At 62.8% G+C, this 17,415-nt stretch carries 15 protein-coding genes; 5 read left to right on the top strand and 10 right to left on the bottom strand.

The window, feature by feature from the left end:
* Positions 1-7 precede the first annotated feature (7 nt).
* Together AB4Z15_RS20560 and AB4Z15_RS20555 are read right to left on the bottom strand one after the other, a co-directional pair.
* Positions 8-682, bottom strand: coding sequence for a response regulator (locus AB4Z15_RS20560; protein ID WP_442018739.1), 675 nt, complete (start codon positions 680-682; stop codon positions 8-10).
* Entirely contained in the window at positions 679-2,202 is a 1,524-nt protein-coding gene (locus AB4Z15_RS20555; RefSeq protein WP_442018738.1) for a sensor histidine kinase, read from the bottom strand. The genes AB4Z15_RS20560 and AB4Z15_RS20555 overlap by 4 nt, the downstream gene beginning before the upstream one ends.
* Positions 2,203-2,353: 151 nt before the next feature.
* Here AB4Z15_RS20555 and AB4Z15_RS20550 point away from each other — a divergent pair, with 151 nt between their 5' ends.
* From AB4Z15_RS20550 to AB4Z15_RS20540, 3 genes are read left to right on the top strand one after another with little or no spacing between them, the layout of a single operon-like run.
* The gene (locus tag AB4Z15_RS20550) at positions 2,354-3,073 is read left to right on the top strand and encodes a Tat pathway signal protein (RefSeq protein WP_442018737.1); all 720 of its coding nucleotides are present in this window, start codon (positions 2,354-2,356) and stop codon (positions 3,071-3,073) included.
* Positions 3,074-3,075: 2 nt separating this feature from the next.
* Positions 3,076-4,281, top strand: coding sequence for a glutathionylspermidine synthase family protein (locus tag AB4Z15_RS20545; RefSeq protein ID WP_442018736.1), 1,206 nt, complete (start codon positions 3,076-3,078; stop codon positions 4,279-4,281).
* Between the two features lie 27 nt (positions 4,282-4,308).
* Positions 4,309-5,859 (top strand): APC family permease, encoded by a 1,551-nt coding sequence (locus AB4Z15_RS20540; protein WP_442018735.1) that lies wholly within the window; start codon positions 4,309-4,311, stop codon positions 5,857-5,859.
* A gap of 3 nt (positions 5,860-5,862) precedes the next feature.
* Here AB4Z15_RS20540 and AB4Z15_RS20535 read toward each other — a convergent pair whose 3' ends face one another.
* Positions 5,863-7,203 carry a glycosyltransferase 87 family protein gene (locus tag AB4Z15_RS20535; protein ID WP_442018734.1) on the bottom strand — a complete coding sequence of 447 codons (1,341 nt, stop codon included), beginning with the start codon at positions 7,201-7,203 and terminating at the stop codon, positions 5,863-5,865.
* 171 nt (positions 7,204-7,374) lie between these two features.
* Here AB4Z15_RS20535 and AB4Z15_RS20530 point away from each other — a divergent pair, with 171 nt between their 5' ends.
* Entirely contained in the window at positions 7,375-8,559 is a 1,185-nt protein-coding gene (locus tag AB4Z15_RS20530; protein ID WP_442018733.1) for an acyl-CoA dehydrogenase family protein, read from the top strand.
* A gap of 79 nt (positions 8,560-8,638) precedes the next feature.
* On the opposite strand, the gene AB4Z15_RS20525 is transcribed toward AB4Z15_RS20530, so the two are convergent.
* The 6 genes from AB4Z15_RS20525 to AB4Z15_RS20500 all read right to left on the bottom strand — a co-directional run bounded on the left by AB4Z15_RS20525 (position 8,639) and on the right by AB4Z15_RS20500 (position 15,063).
* The gene (locus AB4Z15_RS20525) at positions 8,639-10,054 is read right to left on the bottom strand and encodes an MFS transporter (RefSeq protein ID WP_442018732.1); all 1,416 of its coding nucleotides are present in this window, start codon (positions 10,052-10,054) and stop codon (positions 8,639-8,641) included.
* Positions 10,051-10,575, bottom strand: a complete 525-nt coding sequence (locus tag AB4Z15_RS20520) for a winged helix-turn-helix transcriptional regulator (protein WP_442018731.1) — start codon at positions 10,573-10,575, stop codon at positions 10,051-10,053. Before AB4Z15_RS20520 ends, AB4Z15_RS20525 begins: the two co-directional genes overlap by 4 nt.
* Before the next feature lie 149 nt (positions 10,576-10,724).
* Positions 10,725-12,014: a glycosyltransferase 87 family protein gene (locus AB4Z15_RS20515; protein ID WP_442018730.1), complete on the bottom strand. Its 1,290-nt coding sequence runs from the start codon at positions 12,012-12,014 to the stop codon at positions 10,725-10,727.
* Between the two features lie 4 nt (positions 12,015-12,018).
* Positions 12,019-13,188, bottom strand: a complete 1,170-nt coding sequence (locus tag AB4Z15_RS20510; RefSeq protein WP_442018729.1) for a cystathionine gamma-synthase — start codon at positions 13,186-13,188, stop codon at positions 12,019-12,021.
* 48 nt (positions 13,189-13,236) lie between these two features.
* Positions 13,237-14,622, bottom strand: a complete 1,386-nt coding sequence (locus tag AB4Z15_RS20505; protein ID WP_442003998.1) for a cystathionine beta-synthase — start codon at positions 14,620-14,622, stop codon at positions 13,237-13,239.
* Between the two features lie 48 nt (positions 14,623-14,670).
* Positions 14,671-15,063, bottom strand: coding sequence for a VOC family protein (locus AB4Z15_RS20500; protein ID WP_442003997.1), 393 nt, complete (start codon positions 15,061-15,063; stop codon positions 14,671-14,673).
* 132 nt (positions 15,064-15,195) lie between these two features.
* Here AB4Z15_RS20500 and AB4Z15_RS20495 point away from each other — a divergent pair, with 132 nt between their 5' ends.
* Positions 15,196-16,167 (top strand): DNA-3-methyladenine glycosylase family protein, encoded by a 972-nt coding sequence (locus AB4Z15_RS20495; RefSeq protein ID WP_442018728.1) that lies wholly within the window; start codon positions 15,196-15,198, stop codon positions 16,165-16,167.
* 67 nt (positions 16,168-16,234) lie between these two features.
* On the opposite strand, the gene AB4Z15_RS20490 is transcribed toward AB4Z15_RS20495, so the two are convergent.
* The gene (locus tag AB4Z15_RS20490; RefSeq protein WP_442018727.1) at positions 16,235-17,155 is read right to left on the bottom strand and encodes an endonuclease domain-containing protein; all 921 of its coding nucleotides are present in this window, start codon (positions 17,153-17,155) and stop codon (positions 16,235-16,237) included.
* Between the last annotated feature and the right edge of the window lie 260 nt (positions 17,156-17,415).

The raw sequence follows: 17,415 nt of genomic DNA, 5'->3' as shown, positions 1-17,415 counted from the left end.
GCCGGATTTAAGGATCAAACCGGTAACCCATTCCCGCTTCAGTGTGCAGGTGCCGCGGCGCGGCCGGGTCCCGCTCCAGCTTTCGCCGCAACTGGGCAATATAGACCCGCAGATATTGCGTCTCCTTTGCATAGGCCTGTCCCCAAACCTGAGTCAGGATCTGCTGCTGGCTCACCAGCTTTCCCTTGTTCCGGACCAGCAACTCCAGGATGTTCCACTCGGTGGGCGTCAGCCGCACCTCTGACCCGTCCTTTACGATCTTCTTGCCTGCCAGGTCCACCATGAAGTCCGACGTCGCCAAGGTAGGTTCCTCGCGATCGGTAAGGACTCGGCGCGAGGCAACCCGAAGCCGCGCAAGCAGCTCATCCAGTCCGAACGGTTTGGTCACGTAGTCGTCCGCACCGGCGTCGAGTGCTTCCACTTTGTCCTCCGAGGCATGCCGGGCGGACAACACGATGATGGGCATGCTGCTCCACCCGCGGATGCGGCGGATGATCTCCACTCCGTCCATGTCCGGCAATCCAAGATCCAGCACAACAATGTTTACGGTTTGATTCGTCACGGCGTTCAGGGCATCGGCCCCGTTTCCAACGGTCATTGCCTGGTACCCGTGGGCCTGCAGGGTGACCTGCATTGCCCGCGCGATCTGGGCTTCGTCCTCAACTATCAGCACACGGGTCATGCTCTGCCTCCCCCGTGACCGGTCCACAGCGGCAAGGTAACCACCATGGTCAAGCCGCCACCTGGCGTCGGCTCCGCCATGAGCGTGCCGCCCATGGCTTCCGTGAAACCCTTGGCCACCGCAAGTCCCAACCCGATTCCGCCGCCCGCGCCACCTGCCGGGGCGGGCGAATCGCCAAGCCGCTGGAAGGGCTGGAACATCTCAAGCACTTCGTTGTGTCCCACGCCGCTGCCGTGGTCCACGATCCTTAGTTCGCTGGCAGGCTTGTCCCCCACTGTGATCCCGGCACCGGCACGCGCAGTCAGGATGACGTCCGAACCGGGTGCGTACTTCACTGCGTTTTCAACGATGTTTGCCACCACGCTCTCCAACATGCCGGCGTCGGCTGTTACGGGCGGCAGGTTGGGTTGCAGCTCACTGCGAATCCGATCCCTCGGGATACCGCGAAGTGCTTCGGGCAATATTTCCGACCAGGTGGTGCCCGCGAGCAAAGGGTTCACGGCGTCGGCGGTAATCCGGGACATATCCAGCAGGTTGTCCACCAAATGGTCCAGGCGGTCAGCATAATTCTCGATCGTCTCCAACAACTCCTTCTCCACGTCCGGAGGGAACTGGACCTCTTCCTGCCGCAAGCTGCTGACAGCCAGTTTGATTCCGGCCAAAGGCGTCCTCAAATCGTGGGAAACGGCGCGAAGGATGGACGTCCGCATCTTGTTTCCCTCGGCCAGGCGAAGGTTGTCCCGCCGGCTCTTGACCAGTTGCTGCCGCTCACGAACAGCCACCACAAACGCTCCGAAGGCCGCCAACAGCCGCTGGTGTTGGGAGGACAGCGCACCACCGCGCAGCAACAGCGTGTAATGGGGATCGACGACGGCGGCATGGTCCGCGGCAGCATGGGTCACCGGCGGATTGGGGCCGGCGCTCGCAAGAATCCGCCACTGCGGCGGTGCTCCCGGCACTGTGACACTGTCCGGTCCCGGGGAGCCCAAGAGTGTCACAGCGTCCATGCCGAGATTTCCGCGGACTTTCTCAAGGAACGATTCAAGGCTGCCGTCCGAGCTGAGGATGCGCAGGGCCAACTCGCTCAGGGCCGTGGCCTCGGCCTCGGACCTCGCAGCCTCCTGCGCCCTGCGGCTGGCCAGTCCCACCGCGAGCGCCACGCCGCAAGCCACTGCCAGGAAGACCACAAGGGTAAACAGGGTGGTTGGATCAGCGATGGACAGCGAACCCACGGGTTCGGCGGAGAAGTAGTTCAACAGGAAACTGCCCAGCACCGCCGCGACCACGGCGGGCCACAGGCCTCCGATCGCGGCGACGGCCACGGCTGCTGCCAGCTGAAGGAGCATGATCATGGCGAAGTTGCGGAAACCCAGCAAAGTGACCAGGACTTCGACGCCGGGCGGCAACAGCAGGGCGAGGACAAGGCCGGTCACGACGCGTCCACGGCCGATGCCCCGAACAGCGGGAAGGCGCAGCAGAACGGCGTCGGAGTCGCTGCTTTGTGCTTCAGGACCTGGCATGGCTACATCCTTCCACGGTTGGCAGGGTGGGCAGTTCTACCCACTCTGCTGTGCCACCAGTGCCCGCGGTCCGCTCAAGGACTAGGCTTGCTTTCAGCATCTGGTCCGGCATGGCGCCGGACAATCCAACGGTCTATCCAGGGGGATATACATGGACCCGAACGAAGGCGCCGCAGGCAGCGGTGCTTCAGGAAACGGCGCTTCAGGCAACGGCGCTGCCGGGGGCGCTGGTGCCGGGGGCGGCAAGGACCCGGACGCGGGCAAGAATCCGCCCAAGCCGCCACCGTGGCAGGTGCCCAAACCCGAGCTCCATCCGGAGCTGATCCCTCCTACCAATGACGACAGGAACAAAGCTCCGAGCGGACAGGAGCCAGGAGCTTCCAAGCCCGGCGCATCCCAGCCCGCGCGCGGCAAGCCGCTCCCCATCATTGACCCGTTCGCCAAAGAACGTGAACGCGAATCAGCCCAGGCCGAGGCCCGGAAGAAGCGCTCCCGGCGCCGCACCGTCGTCGTGGGTTTGGGAGTTACCGCCCTCTTGGCCGGAACCATCACTGCCGTAGTTGCCAGCAGCGAACAAGAGGCTGACTACGCGCAGGTCTGTTTCAACGATGAAACCGGCGAGCGCGTGGACGATTCCCAGTGCAACAACAGCAGCTCGGATGGCCGCGGTTCGGCCATCTACGCCTGGTACTTCTACTCGCGGGGAGCCACTGTGCCCGCTGTGGGACAGAACCGTAACTCCTACCCGAGCTACACCAAGACAGTTCCACAAGGCGCCAAGACTTCAACTGGTTACAGCACCAAGGGCGGCACAGTCAGCCGTGGCGGCTTCGGCAGCAGCTCCAAAAGCGGCGGAAGCTCGGGAGGCTAGGCGTGCAGCGTTTACCCTCTGAGCCCAGGCCGGACTGGAAAAAGAAGATCGAAGAACAGGGCCTGGTCTTTTCCACCACCACCATGCCCGATGGCCGCAAAATCGAATACTGGAATGAGTCGGCGTACTACGAATTCACCATGGACGAGGTGGAGACGCTCGAGAAGACTGCCGAGGACATGCACCTCATGTGCCTGGAAGCAGCAAAGTACCTCGCCACCGGAGCCATGGGCGATATTGGGATCGGACAACAGGCGCTGGAGCTCGCCGGCGAATCGTTGCAGGCCGGGGATATGGATATCTACGGTCGCTTCGACTTCATCTATGACGGCAACGGTGGGCCGGCAAAAATGCTGGAGTACAACGCCGATACGCCCACAGGCCTGATCGAAGCCTCCGTCGCGCAGTGGTTCTGGCTGCAGGATGTGTTCCCGGAAAAGGACCAGTGGAACGGAATCCATGAGGCACTGATCCGGCAATGGAAAAAGCTGCAGTTCCGCACCGGAATGAGCACACTGCATGTGGCTCATTCGGAGGCCGAAGAGTCCGGTGAGGACTGGATGACTGCCGCCTACATGCGGGATGTAGCGAGCCAAGGTGGGTGGACGACTATCGGCATCAATATGTCGGACATCGGCTGGGATCCGAACCTGAATCGCTTTGTGGACCTGGACAATTTCATGATCAACACCATGTTCAAGCTGTACCCGTGGGAACTGATGATGAAGGAACCTTTCGGACACCGGCTGCTGACCCGGGCGCACAATCCCCGGTGGGTGGAGCCCGCGTGGAAGATGCTGCTCTCCAACAAAGCCCTGCTTGCTGCGCTGTGGCACCTCTACCCCGGCCACGAGAACCTGCTGCCGGCCCACCTCGGCGATCCTGGCCCGCTCAAAGAATGGGTGGCCAAGCCTCTTCATGGCCGCGAGGGCGACAACATCCGCATCCACGCCCCCGGGATCGAACTCCAGCAGCCCGGCGGCTATGGCCGTGAAGGGTGGTGCTTCCAGCAGTACCACGCTCTCCCCGACTTCGACGGAAACCATCCGGTGCTTGGTCTCTGGGTGGTGGACGGCGAGTCCGTGGGCTGCGGCATCCGTGAATCGGACGGCCCCATCACGGACTATTTCTGCCGCTTCGTTCCCAACACCATCGACGCCCCGGCGCCTGCCGCGCCCATAACTACTTCCTATGGAGCTGCACTGTGAACACAGAAAGCATGAGCACTGAAAACCATGAGCACTGAAATCTCGACGCCGGACGGCGGTTCCGCGGGCGGCGACCGTACCGCCGTCGTACCTTCCAAAGGCCTCCATGCAGGCATCCTGGACCTTGGCGACTCTGTCATGCTGGGGCTGGCTTCCACTGCTCCCGTATATTCGCTGGCCGCTACGCTGGGGCTCATTGTCGCCGTCAACGGCAACTACACTCCCCTGATCCTGGTTCTCGCCTTCATTCCAGTGCTCTTCATCGCCTATGCATTCCGCGAGTTGAACAGTGCGCTCCCTGACTGTGGCACCACGTTCTTCTGGGCCCGCAAGGCCTTTGGCCCGTGGGCGGCCTGGCTGGGCGGCTGGGGCGTGGCACTGGCCGGCATCGTCGTCCTCGCCAACCTGGCCCAAATTGCCGGGAAATATCTTTGGTTGCTGATCGGCGACGGTTCCCTGGCCGACAACACCTGGCTGGTCACGGCCACCGGGGTCCTGTTCATCGCGTTCATGACCTACGTTAATCACCGCGGAATTCGGCTGGGCGAGCACGTCCAGCGGACCTTGACCTACATCCAGTACATCTCACTGGGCATCTTTGCGGTGGCCATTATTGTTGGGATTGCCGGTGGCGCGCCTGGCGGAGCCAACGGCAGTGACGCCACTATCCAGCCTTTCGACCTTGAGTGGTTCAACCCCGCGGGTGCCTTCGCCGATCCCAGCGCCGTGGTTCACGGGGTCCTGCTGGCCCTGTTCATCTACTGGGGCTGGGACACCTGCCTGGCCCTGAACGAGGAGACCGAAAACCCTGCGAAGACTCCAGGCCGGGGTGCCGTCATCTCTGCGTTCGTTCTGGTGGCCATCTACGTTTCGGTGGCCCTGCTGGTGATGATGTACGCGAGTGTCGGGACCGAAGGCATCGGGCTGGGCAATGAAGCGAACCAGGATGACGTCTTCCTGGCCATGAAAGATGTAGTGCTGGGTCCGTGGGGTTGGCTGATTGTGGTGGCCGTTCTGGCATCCGTGCTCTCCTCAACGCAGACCACCATCCTCCCCACAGCCCGGGGAACCCTGTCCATGGGCGTGCATGGCGCCCTGCCGGCGCGTTTTGGCAAGGTCCACGAACGGTTCCAGACGCCGGGTTTCTCAACCCAGGTCATGGGCGTGGCTGCCGTGGTGTACTACGTGGCCATGAGCTTCCTCAGCGAGGACCTGCTGGCCGACTCCATCAGTGCCATCAGCCTGTTCATCGCGTTCTACTACGCCCTGACCGGTTTCTCGTGCGTGTGGTTCTTCCGCTCGACCCTCCGGAATTCTGCCCGCAACCTGTGGTTCCGCGGCATCCTGCCCTTCCTGGGAGCCGTGTCCCTGACGGTGGCGTTCTTCATCTCGGCGGTGCAGATGTGGGATCCGGAATATGGAGATACCCAGATCTTTGGAATCGGCGGAGCCTTTGTCAGCGGAGTCCTGCTTCTGCTCCTGGGCGTGGTGCTGGCGATCGTGTGCCGTTTCGCGCCGGCCACACGTGCCTTCTTCACTGGGGAGCGGGCCGACGCTGGCGTGGTCCGGGGCGAGTAGAGTCTAGCGTCGCGCTGCGGTCCACTGACGCAGCCGCGTGGGAATGTCCGGGACCTCGAGCTGGACAGCGTCCCGCCGCAGCGCGACCAGCCAGCAGACCAGGATCGCCACGGCGCAGAACACCCCAGCACTGGATGCCATGATCCAGAGCCCCGGCGTCTGGACGTTCAGGTCCGCGGCACCCAGCGCCGTGCCGATGGTCTTTGGCGAATAAAAGAAGACCAGCGTGGAAACGGCCAGCACAGCGGTCATCACAATTCTCTGCGCCCTGTACCGGCCAGGAGTTTCCTTGATGGTCCAGGCGAATGCCGGCAGGACCACTGCCATCCAGACCCAGTGGTGGGACCACGAGACCGGGCTGATGAGCAGCATGGTGAGTGCTGTCGTCGACATTGCAATGACTCGGGCCCCCTGCGAACTGGCCGCGCGGATCAGGAAGGCCGCCAGCACAACAGTGGCGATGCTGAGCGCGAGCCAGGGAACGGTTACTGAATCCTGCGGCACGCCGAAGTGCAGCAACGCGCCCTTGATCGAGAGGTTGTCCACGTAGCCGGCGCCGCCGATCCGGGACGTGTCAGGGAGGATTTCCAGCCAGAACTGCAGCGACTCAGCTGGCCGAACCACCCAGGCCAGGAGGACGGTCCCGGCGAAACCGATGGACATGTTAGCCAGTCCGCGCCAATCCTTGCGCATCAGGAAGTACAGGCCAAACACAAGGGGCGTCAGCTTGATACCCGCCGCTATGCCCACCAGGAAGCCGCTGCCACGGAACCCCCGACGACGGGAGGCACCCAGCAAGTCGACAGCCATCAAGCCCATGAGCAGGATGTTGATCTGGCCAAATGCCAACGTCTCACGCCACGGGCCGAGGAATAGGACAGCCAGGAACACGGCCCCGGCAATCCAGCGGCTGCGGCCGGATGCCAACGCAGTGCGCCAGTCGTGTTTGGAGGCCCAGTACTTCACAATGGTGGCGGCAACCCAAGCGGCAATCGCTACGCCGGCCACGTTGAACAGCATCAGCGCGGCGGGTTGCGGCCAGAGTGCCAGCAGCCCGAAGATGAGCGCTGCGAACGGCGGATAGGTAAAGGGAAGCTCCGGTCCCCCGGCTGCGGCAACGCTTGGGCCGTACAGGTCCGAAGGCGAGGCGCCAGCGTCGTTGAGGATGCTTCCGCCGAACCAGTACACACTGAAGTCCAGGCCCTGCTTGCTCCACTCGGCAAGCATCAGCCACACGGGCCACATCAAGAGCGCCCACGGGAGCCAATGCAGTGCGCGTGAAGTGGTGGATGCAGACCTCCCGGCATCCGCCTTAGCCTGTAAATCGACGCCGGGCAGTGCCATGTCTTTATCCCCCAATATTTTCTTTGCGCAGTGGGATCCCAATGGCTCCCGGAATACATACTACTTAAACGCCCGGCGGACGGCCCGACCCGACTGACGGCGCCGGGAGTCTCGGGTGACGGCCCGGGAGCGTCCGCCTCATGCGGGCATCCAGCCGCTTAGGATGCTGGAATGAGCGATTCAACGACGAACACCTCGGATGTGCTGGCCCTCGATTCCCTGTTGACCAGCGAAGAACTAGCTCTGCGCGAGAAGGTCCGGGATTACACAACCCAGCGGATCCGGCCGAATATCGCGCGCTGGTATGAGGACGCAGTCTTCCCGCAGGAGATCGCGCCCGAGTTGGGCGAGCTCGGCGTCCTGGGAATGCATCTGGAAGGTTACGGCTGTCCCGGACGGACCGCCGTCGAATATGGCCTGGCAGCCATGGAACTGGAAGCCGGCGATTCCGGCATCCGCACCTTTGTCTCGGTGCAGGGCTCGCTCGCCATGACGGCCATTTACAAGTGGGGCTCAGAGGAGCAGAAAGAACAGTGGCTGCCGCGGATGGCTGCAGGCGAACTGATCGGCTGCTTTGCGTTGACGGAGCCGACGGCGGGTTCGGACCCGTCGTCGATGGCCACTTTCGCTCGTGCGACCTCCGACGGCTGGGTCCTCAACGGCGCCAAGCGCTGGATCGGACTCGCCTCAATTGCCGACGTCATGGTGGTGTGGGCCCAAACGGAGGATAACGCGGCAGGCATCCGCGGCTTCCTGGTACCTGCGGGCACGCCGGGCGTGACTGCCACGCCGATCGAGCCGAAGCTCTCCATGCGCGCATCAATCCAATGCGACATCAAGTTCGACGACGTGAGGCTGGGTCCGGAGGCAATCCTCCCGGGTGCCATAGGACTTCGTGGACCGTTCTCCTGCCTGAACGAAGCGCGCTACGGCATTGCGTGGGGAGCCATGGGCGCAGCCCGCGACTCCTATGAAGCCGCGCTGGAATATGCCGGCAGCCGGCTCCAGTTCGGGCGGCCACTCGCTGGATACCAACTGACACAGGAAAAGCTGGTGAACATGCTCCTCGAGATCCAAAAGGGCACTATGCTCGCGCTGCACCTTGGCCGCCTGAAAGACGCCGGGCACCTCCAGCCCCAGCAGATCTCCGTGGGCAAGCTCAACAACGTCCGGGAGGCCATCAAAATCGCCCGGGAGGCCCGCACCATCCTGGGCGGCAACGGCGTCACGCTGGACTATTCGCCGCTGCGGCACGCCAACAACCTTGAATCAGTGCGCACCTATGAGGGCACGGACGAGGTTCACACCCTGATCCTGGGGCAGCACATCACGGGGGTTGCCGCGTTCCGGGGCTGAGCACCCAAGTAGGTCGCAGATAAAGCCGTTTTTGCCGCCGCCTCAAAAACGGCGTCAACTGCTACTCAGTTGGGCCGGGTTAGGCGGAAACCGTGGCGGGTTGCTTCTTTGCTGCATCCTTGCGGATGGTTGCGCTGATTACTGCAGCTACCGTGCACATGGCTGCTGCCCCCATCCAGGCGTAGTTATAGTGCCCGGTGGCATCGCGGATGAAACCGGCGGCCAGGGCGGCGGCAGCAGCTCCGAGTTGATGGGCCGCAAACACCCAGCCGAACACCACGGAGCCATCGGCCCCGAACACCGAGCGGCAAATGGCTGCCGTCGGAGGCACCGTAGCTACCCAGTCCAGGCCGTAGACCACGACGAAGATGATCATGCTGGGTTCCACGGATGAGCCCAACAACAGAGGCAGCACCAGCAGGCCGATCCCCCGGAACTGGTAGTACACCGCCAGCAGGACCTTGGGGTTGAAGCGGTCCGTAAGCCAACCGGATGCGATGGTTCCGACGATGTCGAAGATCCCGACGACGGCCAACAAGCCCGCCGCTGTGGTTTCGGGCATGCCATGATCATGAGCTGAGGGAATGAAGTGCGTGCCGATGAGCCCATTGGTCGTGGCGCCGCAGATGGCGAAGCCCGCCGCCAACGCCCAAAACGTGCGGACTTTGCTGGCGCGTTTGAGGACCTGCAACGCCCGGACGGCCGCGTTCGCGGAATCCGGCTTGGCTGTTACGGAACCCGTCGGTGGCGACGCGACTGCAACGCCCGGCGTCGTGCTCTTTGAACCGGCTATACCGGCGTCAGGTGCTTCCGCACCATAAGGCAAGACGCCGACGTCGGCGGGTGAGTTCCGCAGCCACCGCAGGACCAGCGGTACCACCGCGAGCGCACCGGCGGCGATGAGCAGCGACGCTCCCCGCCAGCCCGGGTTCTGGGCAAGGGCGGCGATGAAGGGCAGGAAAACGAGTTGGCCAGCGGCGCTGCCGGCCGTCAGGATGCCGATCACCAGGCCACGGCTCTTGGCGAACCAGGTGTTGGCGATGGTGGCTGCGAAGACGAGGGCCATTGATCCCGTTCCCAGGCCAATCAGCACGCCCCAGGTGAGCAGGATCTGCCAGGACTGGTTCACGAACACGGTAAGCGCTGAGCCCAGGCCAATCAGGCAGAGAGCGAGCGAGGTGACTTTGCGTATGCCGAAGCGTTCCATCAAGGCCGCAGCGAAGGGTGCCGTTAGCCCAAACAGGACGAGGTTGATGCTTACCGCCAAGGACAAGACTGTGGTGGACCAGCCGAATTCCTCTTGGAGCGGGACCATCAGCACTCCGGGCGCGGCCCTGAATCCGGCCGCCCCAACCAGGGCGAGGAAAGCTACGGCGGCCACCATCCAGGCCGGGTGCAGCCTGCCGGGTCGCTTGCCGGATTGCTTGCCGGATTGCTTGCCCGTTGAGACGGCTGCATTGCTTGTCGGAGTTCCTGTGACATCGGGAGCGGTCATGTGGAGATCTCCGTTTCAGGGGAAGTTGTTGGTACGGGTGCTATGGCCAGGGGCAGCGGATGGTCACTGCGTGTGAAGCTATGCCAGCTCGTATTGGCGGCTGTCAGTTGGACCCCACAGTGCGTGCAAGTGTCTGCCGAGGCTGTGACTTGTCCGCAGTCAGTGTGTACGACCCGCATATGGGAAACCTCGTTGGGGGCGTCCAGGTGCTTCTCGGCCCAAATGATAATGGCGTTGAGGACAGGAAGAGCGTCCTCGCCCTTGGGTGTGAGCACGTATTCCTGGCGTGTCCGGGCACCATCCTGATAAGGCCGTTGAGCCAACAGCCCGTCCTCGAGCAGCCATGTTAGACGTTTGCTGAGGACGTTGTCCGCGACTTCCAGTCGCTCCTTGATGGCTTCAAAGCGGCCGTTTCCGAAGAAAATCTCGCGGAGGACCAGGCTCCCCCAGGGATCGCCGAGGACGTCGAGACCGCGCGCCAGGCTGCACGTGCGGGCGGACCAGTCGGATCGCAAAGGCATGTCGACAAAGTACCTGACTTTTCTAAAGAAAGCTAGGCTGCGGGCAGCGCCGTAGCGAACGCCGCTGCCTCCTCACCGTCTTTGGAGTTTGGACTCACCGGAACCACCCTATTTTGGTTGATTTGCCTAGACCTCCACGGCAAAGAAGGTCAGGAACCCACGCGCCCACCGCGCATCTCAGCAGGAACGAGGCCCGTGCGCGAAGGCCGATATGCCAAGGCCCAGTAGATCAGCAGCGCGATTCCGCACACCACACCCAGGCTTGACACCATCAACTGCCATTGCGTTTGGGGGTCCTTTCCCCACTCGGCAGCACCGGCCCAGACGGCAAGGTTCTTTGGCGTCATATAGAAGGCAACCGTGGAACAGGACACGATGATCCACCCTGCTGTTCGCATCCGCCCGTTGCGGGATGGCACCCGATGCATCGCGAACGCCATACTCGGTAGGGCTACTGCCACCCAGACCCAGTGGTGGGACCAGGAGACGGGGCTGACCAGGAGCATCAGGATGGCGGTGGCCGAGACGGCGATGAAGTTTTCGTCCACATCCACGGCCCACTTAATGATCTTTGCTGCGAGGGCCGCAAGTCCCAGGGAAAGAACCAACCACACCACGCTGGTGAGGGAGGAATCCGGCATGCCGAAGTGCAGGAGCAGCCCCTTGACCGACAGGTTGTCCACGTAGGCCGGGCCGCCAATACGCCCGGTATCGGGGAGGATCTGCGTCCAGAATGCCAGGGATGCTTGCGGCAGGATGACCCACGCGATGGCGATTGATCCGAAGAATCCAGCGGCCATCCATGCCAGCGCCTTGAAGTCGCGGCGGACCAGGAAATACAGGCCGAACGCCAGCGGCGTGAGCTTCACACCGGCAGCCAGGCCGATCAAGAGTCCTGCGGGCCACCGGATGAGGCCGGCCCGCGCCTTACCGTAGAGCGCGAAGTCTGTCAGGATCACGCCCATCAGGATGATGTTGATCTGGCCGAAAACGAACGTATCCCGCCATGGGCCCAGGAGCAGGATGGCTCCAGTTCCAACTAAAGCCGTGGTCCTGAAGCGATAGTCGGCGAATGCTGAACGCCACGTCTTCAGGCCGAAATAGTGGCGTGCCAACCACGCAGCCACCACTGCGGCACCTGCCAAGGCGGCGATGATGAAGACCATGCTGCTGGCGAAGAAACCCATTGCTGCGAGGCCGGCAAAGAGCAAGGCCGCGAACGGCGGGTAGGTAAACGGAAGGCCATCGCGCACAGCATAAAGATCCCCGCCTTGGAGAACCTTGCCGCCCCCGTAGAAATAGACTTCGAAGTCGTTCAGGAACGGCTGGTAATCCGTGTAGAGGAACCAAACGGCGACGGCGAGGGTCAGCACGCCTGCGACGGTCAGGATCCAGCCGCGCTGGGCAGCCGAAACAACCGTGGGTGAAGAAGAAGCCACTGTGTCAGCCGTTGCTGATCTTGGCGAAGGCCTGCTCAAGGTCCGCAATCAGATCCTCGGACTCCTCGATGCCGCAGGAAAGGCGCAAGAGATTCACGGGAACGGCCAGTTCGGTTCCCTTGACGGAAGCGTGCGTCATCTCCGAGGGGTAGTTCATGAGGGATTCGATTCCCCCCAGCGATTCGGCCAGCGTGAAAATCGAGGTGGATTCGGCAACTGTACGGGCCGCCGCTTCACCACCCTTGAACTGGACAGAGACCATGCCACCGAACTTCTTCATCTGCTTCGCAGCGAGTTCGTGGCCGGGGTGCTCCGGAAGGCCCGGGTACAGCACGGCTTCAACTTCGGGGCGCTGCAGCAACCATTCGGCCACAGCCTGGCCGTTCTCGCTGTGCCGGTCCATGCGCACGCCAAGGGTCTTGAGGCCCCGCGTGGTGAGGAAAGCATCCATCGGTCCGGAAACGGCACCAACGGCGAACTGGATGAAGCCGATCTTCTCGGCGAGTTCGGCATCGTTGACGACGATCGCGCCGCCCACCACGTCCGAGTGGCCACCGATGTACTTGGTGGTGGAGTGGATCACGACGTCGGCACCCAGGTCCAGCGGGGTCTGCAAGTAGGGAGACGCGAAGGTGTTGTCGACCACCAGGAGGGCACCGGCGTCGTGCGCTATTGCGGCGAGCGCTGCAATATCAGTGATCTTCATCAGGGGGTTGGACGGGGTTTCCACCCACACGATGCGCGTCTTGTTCGCTGCAACGGCACGTGCCACGGCATCGAGATCGGACATGTCTACAGGAGTGTTCCCAATGCCCCAGTCGCCGAGCACGCGGTCGATGAGGCGGTACGTGCCACCGTAGGCGTCGTTGCCCAGAACGATGTGGTCCCCGGGGCGGGCCACAGCGCGGATCAGCGAGTCTTCGGCAGCAAGGCCAGAACCGAACGAGAACGCGGCGGAGCCACCCTCAAGGGCTGCCAGCTGCTCCTGCAGGGAGTCACGTGTGGGGTTGCCGCCGCGGCCGTATTCATAGCCGGATCGCAGCCCGCCGATTCCGTCCTGGGCGTAGGTTGAGCTGAAGTGCAGAGGCGGCACCACAGCGCCTGTCCGGGGTTCGAAGGCCTGGCCCGCGTGGACGGCCCTCGTGTTGAACCCGGCGTTGTTGTTGACGGACATGGAAGCTCCTCTTTCAGTGTTCAACGGTTGGAAGTGGGCGCGTGGCGCTCAGTTGCTCAGGTAGGCCAGGAGGTCGTGGCGGGTCAGGATGCCCACGGGCGCCCCCACGAACGTGACCATGACAGTATCGACGTCGGACAAAAGCTCGCGCGCCGCGGAGATGGTCTCCAGGGATCCGATAACGGGCAGGCGCTCCCCCATGTGTTCGGCGATCTTGTCCGTGAGTTTGGCTTCGCCGCGGAACAGCTTGGTGGTGAGGCTGCGCTCATCAACTGCGCCCAGGACCTCACCCATGACCACGGGTGGTTCCTGCGAGAGGACCGGGATGTGTGAGACCCCGAACTCGTTCATGATGTTGATGACGTCTCGGACAGTCTCGTTCGGGTGGATGTGCACCAGGTCCGGCATCTCGCCTGTCTTGGACTTCAGCACCTCGCCCACGGATGACTCTTCGCCGCCGGAAAGGAAGCCGTAGGAGCGCATCCATTGATCGTTGAAGATCTTGGCAAGATAGCCACGGCCCGAGTCCGGGAGGATCACCACAACTACTGCGGACTCGTCCAGATCCTTGGCGGCCTGAAGTGCAGCGACCACCGCCATGCCGGACGAGCCGCCCACCAGGAGGCCCTCCTCACGTGCCAGGCGGCGGGTCATGGCGAACGAATCGGCATCGGAGACTGCTACCACCTGGTCCGGCACGGTTTTGTCGTAATTGGCGGGCCACATGTCCTCGCCAACGCCCTCAACGAAGTAAGGACGTCCGGTGCCGCCTGAGTACACAGAACCTTCGGGGTCTGCGCCGATGATCTTGACCCTGCCGCCGTCGGACCCTGGCCTGTCTGCCGAGACTTCCTTCAGGAACCTGCCCGTACCCGTGATGGTGCCGCCGGTTCCGGCGCCGATGACCACGTGCGTCACCCTGCCGTCAGTATCGCGCCAGATCTCCGGTCCGGTTGACTCGAAGTGGCTGCCCGGGGCAGCTGGATTGGAGAACTGGTCCGGCTTGAAGGCGCCGGGAATTTCTTTGACGAGGCGATCGGAGACGCTGTAATAGCTTTGGGGGCTGTCGGGCGCAACAGCTGTAGGCGTCACGACAACTTCGGCACCATACGCTGCCAAGACAGCGCGTTTATCCTCGCCCACTTTGTCCGGCACTACAAAAATGCACTTGTAGCCCTTTTGCTGCGCAACGAGCGCCAAGCCGACGCCGGTGTTCCCCGACGTCGGTTCAACGATGGTTCCGCCTGGCTGCAGCCGCCCGTCCTTTTCCGCTTCCTCGATCATCTTCACGGCGATGCGGTCCTTGATGGATCCGCCGGGATTGACGTACTCGAGCTTGACCAGGACGGTGGCTTTGATCCCGTCCGTTACGTGGTTGAGCTTGATGAGCGGCGTATTGCCGATGAGGTCCAACACGGACTGGGCGTACTTCATAGGTACAAAGTTACCGCCTGCCCGAGGCGTGCCCTCACCTGCCGCGCATCACTTCCCGGCAGAGGAGTCGGTTTGCCAGAGGCCCAGGATGTTGCCCTCGGTGTCCTTGAAGTAGGCATACCAGCCCATTCCGGGGACGGCATCCTTACCTTGAACGATGGAACCGCCAGCGGATTCCACCTGGCTGAGCGCGGCGTCTACATCGTCGACGTCTATGGTGAGGACGGGATTTTTCAGATTTTCAGTTCGGGGGAACAGTGCGCCGTTGATGGCTCCGGGTTCGCTGGGCCTGCCGGTCTGTTCATCGGACGGAGTAGTGATGGCGATCGTATAATCCATCTCCTGCATAGGGCTGAGATTCCAGCCGAAAGCACTTTGGTAAAAAGTGTTGGCCCTCTCGTTGTCATCCGTGGGAATCTCAAAATGCACTATTCCGGCCATGGTTTGCGCTCCTGGATTTTGGGGTTCGGACGCGGCCCACCCGCGCCACATCAGGGAGTCTAGACCCGTGAAGCAGCCGCCGTAAGAGGCTTGCAGGAGTGAATTGTCAGCCAGCCGTGGGACCATGAAAACATGACCATCGCAGACGCCCCGCCCCTTGTTGCGGCCGCGGCAGACGCTTCCTTACGATGGCACCCCGGCGCCTCCTACAGGCTCGACCAAACCATGTTTCCCCTGATGCGGGGCAATGCCGACCCCTCTTTCGCGGCCCATCCCAACGGTTTCTGGATGGCCTTCACCACTTCTTCGGGGTCTGTGACCCTGCGGCTCTCGGCGGGTGGAGTGGGCGAGGATACGTTCGTTGACGCCCAGGCCTGGGGGTCCGGGGCGGAGGACGCCATCGTCGGCGTTCCCCGCCTCCTCGGCGCGGACGACGACTGGTCCGCGTTTGACGAACCCGGCTTCCATGCAACGCTCCCGCGCTTGGTCACTGAAGCACGACGCCGGAACCTGGCACTGCGGCTACCCTCCACTGGGCGGCTGGTTGACTCGCTGGTGCCCACCATTCTGGAGCAAAGGGTCACCACCTTGGAGGCAAGGCGTGGCTACCGGTACTTGATGTACCGCTTCGGAACACCCGCGCCGGGCAAGGCCCCCGCTGGGCTCCTCGTGCCTCCCATGGCGCGGCAATGGTTGGCCGTTCCGTCCTGGGAGTGGCATAAGGCCGGAGTCGGGCCACAACGCTCGGCGACAGTGATGCGGGCGCTGCAATCCGCCGTCGCCCTTGAACGTTTGGCTGTCTTGGACCCAGCCCGTGCCGGCGCCAAGCTGCAGACCATTCCCGGCATCGGCGTTTGGACTGCTGCCGAAGTGGTCCAACGTACCCACGGCTGCCCGGATTCGATTTCCGTGGGCGACTACCATCTGGCCTCTTATGTGGGCTACGCGTTGTTGGGGCGAAAGATCGACGACGCCGGCATGCTGGAGCTGCTGGAACCTTGGCGGGGACAGAGACAGCGGCTGGTCCGCATGCTCTACCTGAGCGGCTTCCGCAAACCCACTTTCGGGCCAAGGATGACCGTCCAGGACCACCGCGCCAACTAAAGCAACGCGGGGTCACTTGTGGCCCATGTTTGCTCCGCCAAAGGGCCATAAGTGACCCCGCGTTGTCCTACATTGCGCGGAGCTTCGCCTTCTTGATCCTGGCGATCGCCCCGGCGAAGCCTTCGGCAAGGTCGTCTGCATTGACTTTGAAGTAGGACCAGCCAGCACTGAGAAATGCCTCGTCACGGCGGTTATCCTTTGACTGCTGTTCACGTGTCAGGTGATGGGCGCCGTCGTACTGTACTGCGATGCGAAACCGCCGGTACCCGAGGTCGGCCCTGGGTGATATCGGATCCAACGGATCCAACGGCAGCTGTAGTTCCGGTTCCGGAAGGCCACCGTCACGCATGGCCAAACGAAGGAACGTTTCTGGATACGAGTCCGCACCCACCCTCATTTCGTCCAGCGCCAAGCGGGCCTTCTCGACCCCTTGGAGATTGGGGTGTTGTCGAATCAACAGCCGAAGGCCAGAGGGGTAAGCGTAGGGTTCCGACCGTGATTCAAAGGCTGGTCGAGGGCGACGGATCAGCTGATCGCCCATCGCAATGACATAGGGAAGGGGCAATTCGGCGGCCAGGTCCAACCAGGTCCGGGGGCGCACGGAGACCGGGACTCCCTGATGATTCATCACCTCGCCAGGGAAAACCCGAACTCTGTGACCTATTACTCCGGTCCGGCGAACGCGCGGCAGTTGATGTGGCTTGCTGAGATGGATTGTCTCCTCGTTGCCCATCCAAGGCGGAAGCCCCAGTCCAGTCAAAAGGGCGGCAGTCTCATGCGAAACCCAGGCGCCCGGTGTTGCGGCGGCCAGAACCCTCGCCCGTTCCAGCAATTCAATCTCACGTCCCGTTGGCAGATAAATCAGCCGACCGCCGTCGGCCACGTCCTTGGCTCTCAGGCGTTTGGTCGCGACGCCCAAGGCGCGGGACTCATAGACGGTGAAGGGCCGAGCGTCGAGCCCGTCCGGCAAAGGATTGATGCGAACCATGCACTCCAGTCTGTCGGCTGAAGGCCCAGGAAATTGAGTTATCCACAGGTCCACCTTCTGACAAGGCAACGCGGGGTCACTTATGGCCCTTTGGCGGAGCAAACATGGGCCGTAAGTGACTGTGAGGATTGTTGTGGCTGGTCTGGGACTGGCTGGCAGAGTGGGTATTGGCCGTGCTGCCCCTTGGATGTGACTCGGTAAGTGACTGGCCCCGCAAGGGTGTCCTGGAGTGGGATCTGTCCATCCGAGGGGTGGGGCGG

This window comes from Paenarthrobacter sp. 2TAF44, assembly GCF_052114885.1.
GTDB lineage: Bacteria > Actinomycetota > Actinomycetes > Actinomycetales > Micrococcaceae > Arthrobacter.
Note: the sequence above shows the minus strand (reverse complement) of the source record. Positions and strands in the feature narration are given on the sequence as shown.

Excerpts from the sequence above, each read along its gene's own strand:
- AB4Z15_RS20540 (WP_442018735.1), top strand. The coding sequence starts at position 4,309 with ATGAGCACTGAAATCTCGACGCCGGACGGCGGTTCCGCGGGCGGCGAC.
- AB4Z15_RS20555 (WP_442018738.1), bottom strand. The coding sequence starts at position 2,202 with ATGCCAGGTCCTGAAGCACAAAGCAGCGACTCCGACGCCGTTCTGCTG.
- AB4Z15_RS20535 (WP_442018734.1), bottom strand. The coding sequence starts at position 7,203 with ATGGCACTGCCCGGCGTCGATTTACAGGCTAAGGCGGATGCCGGGAGG.
- AB4Z15_RS20550 (WP_442018737.1), top strand. The coding sequence starts at position 2,354 with ATGGACCCGAACGAAGGCGCCGCAGGCAGCGGTGCTTCAGGAAACGGC.
- AB4Z15_RS20520 (WP_442018731.1), bottom strand. The coding sequence starts at position 10,575 with ATGCCTTTGCGATCCGACTGGTCCGCCCGCACGTGCAGCCTGGCGCGC.
- AB4Z15_RS20495 (WP_442018728.1), top strand. The coding sequence starts at position 15,196 with ATGACCATCGCAGACGCCCCGCCCCTTGTTGCGGCCGCGGCAGACGCT.
- AB4Z15_RS20510 (WP_442018729.1), bottom strand. The coding sequence starts at position 13,188 with ATGTCCGTCAACAACAACGCCGGGTTCAACACGAGGGCCGTCCACGCG.
- AB4Z15_RS20505 (WP_442003998.1), bottom strand. The coding sequence starts at position 14,622 with ATGAAGTACGCCCAGTCCGTGTTGGACCTCATCGGCAATACGCCGCTC.
- AB4Z15_RS20530 (WP_442018733.1), top strand. The coding sequence starts at position 7,375 with ATGAGCGATTCAACGACGAACACCTCGGATGTGCTGGCCCTCGATTCC.
- AB4Z15_RS20500 (WP_442003997.1), bottom strand. The coding sequence starts at position 15,063 with ATGGCCGGAATAGTGCATTTTGAGATTCCCACGGATGACAACGAGAGG.
- AB4Z15_RS20560 (WP_442018739.1), bottom strand. The coding sequence starts at position 682 with ATGACCCGTGTGCTGATAGTTGAGGACGAAGCCCAGATCGCGCGGGCA.
- AB4Z15_RS20490 (WP_442018727.1), bottom strand. The coding sequence starts at position 17,155 with ATGGTTCGCATCAATCCTTTGCCGGACGGGCTCGACGCTCGGCCCTTC.
- AB4Z15_RS20525 (WP_442018732.1), bottom strand. The coding sequence starts at position 10,054 with ATGACCGCTCCCGATGTCACAGGAACTCCGACAAGCAATGCAGCCGTC.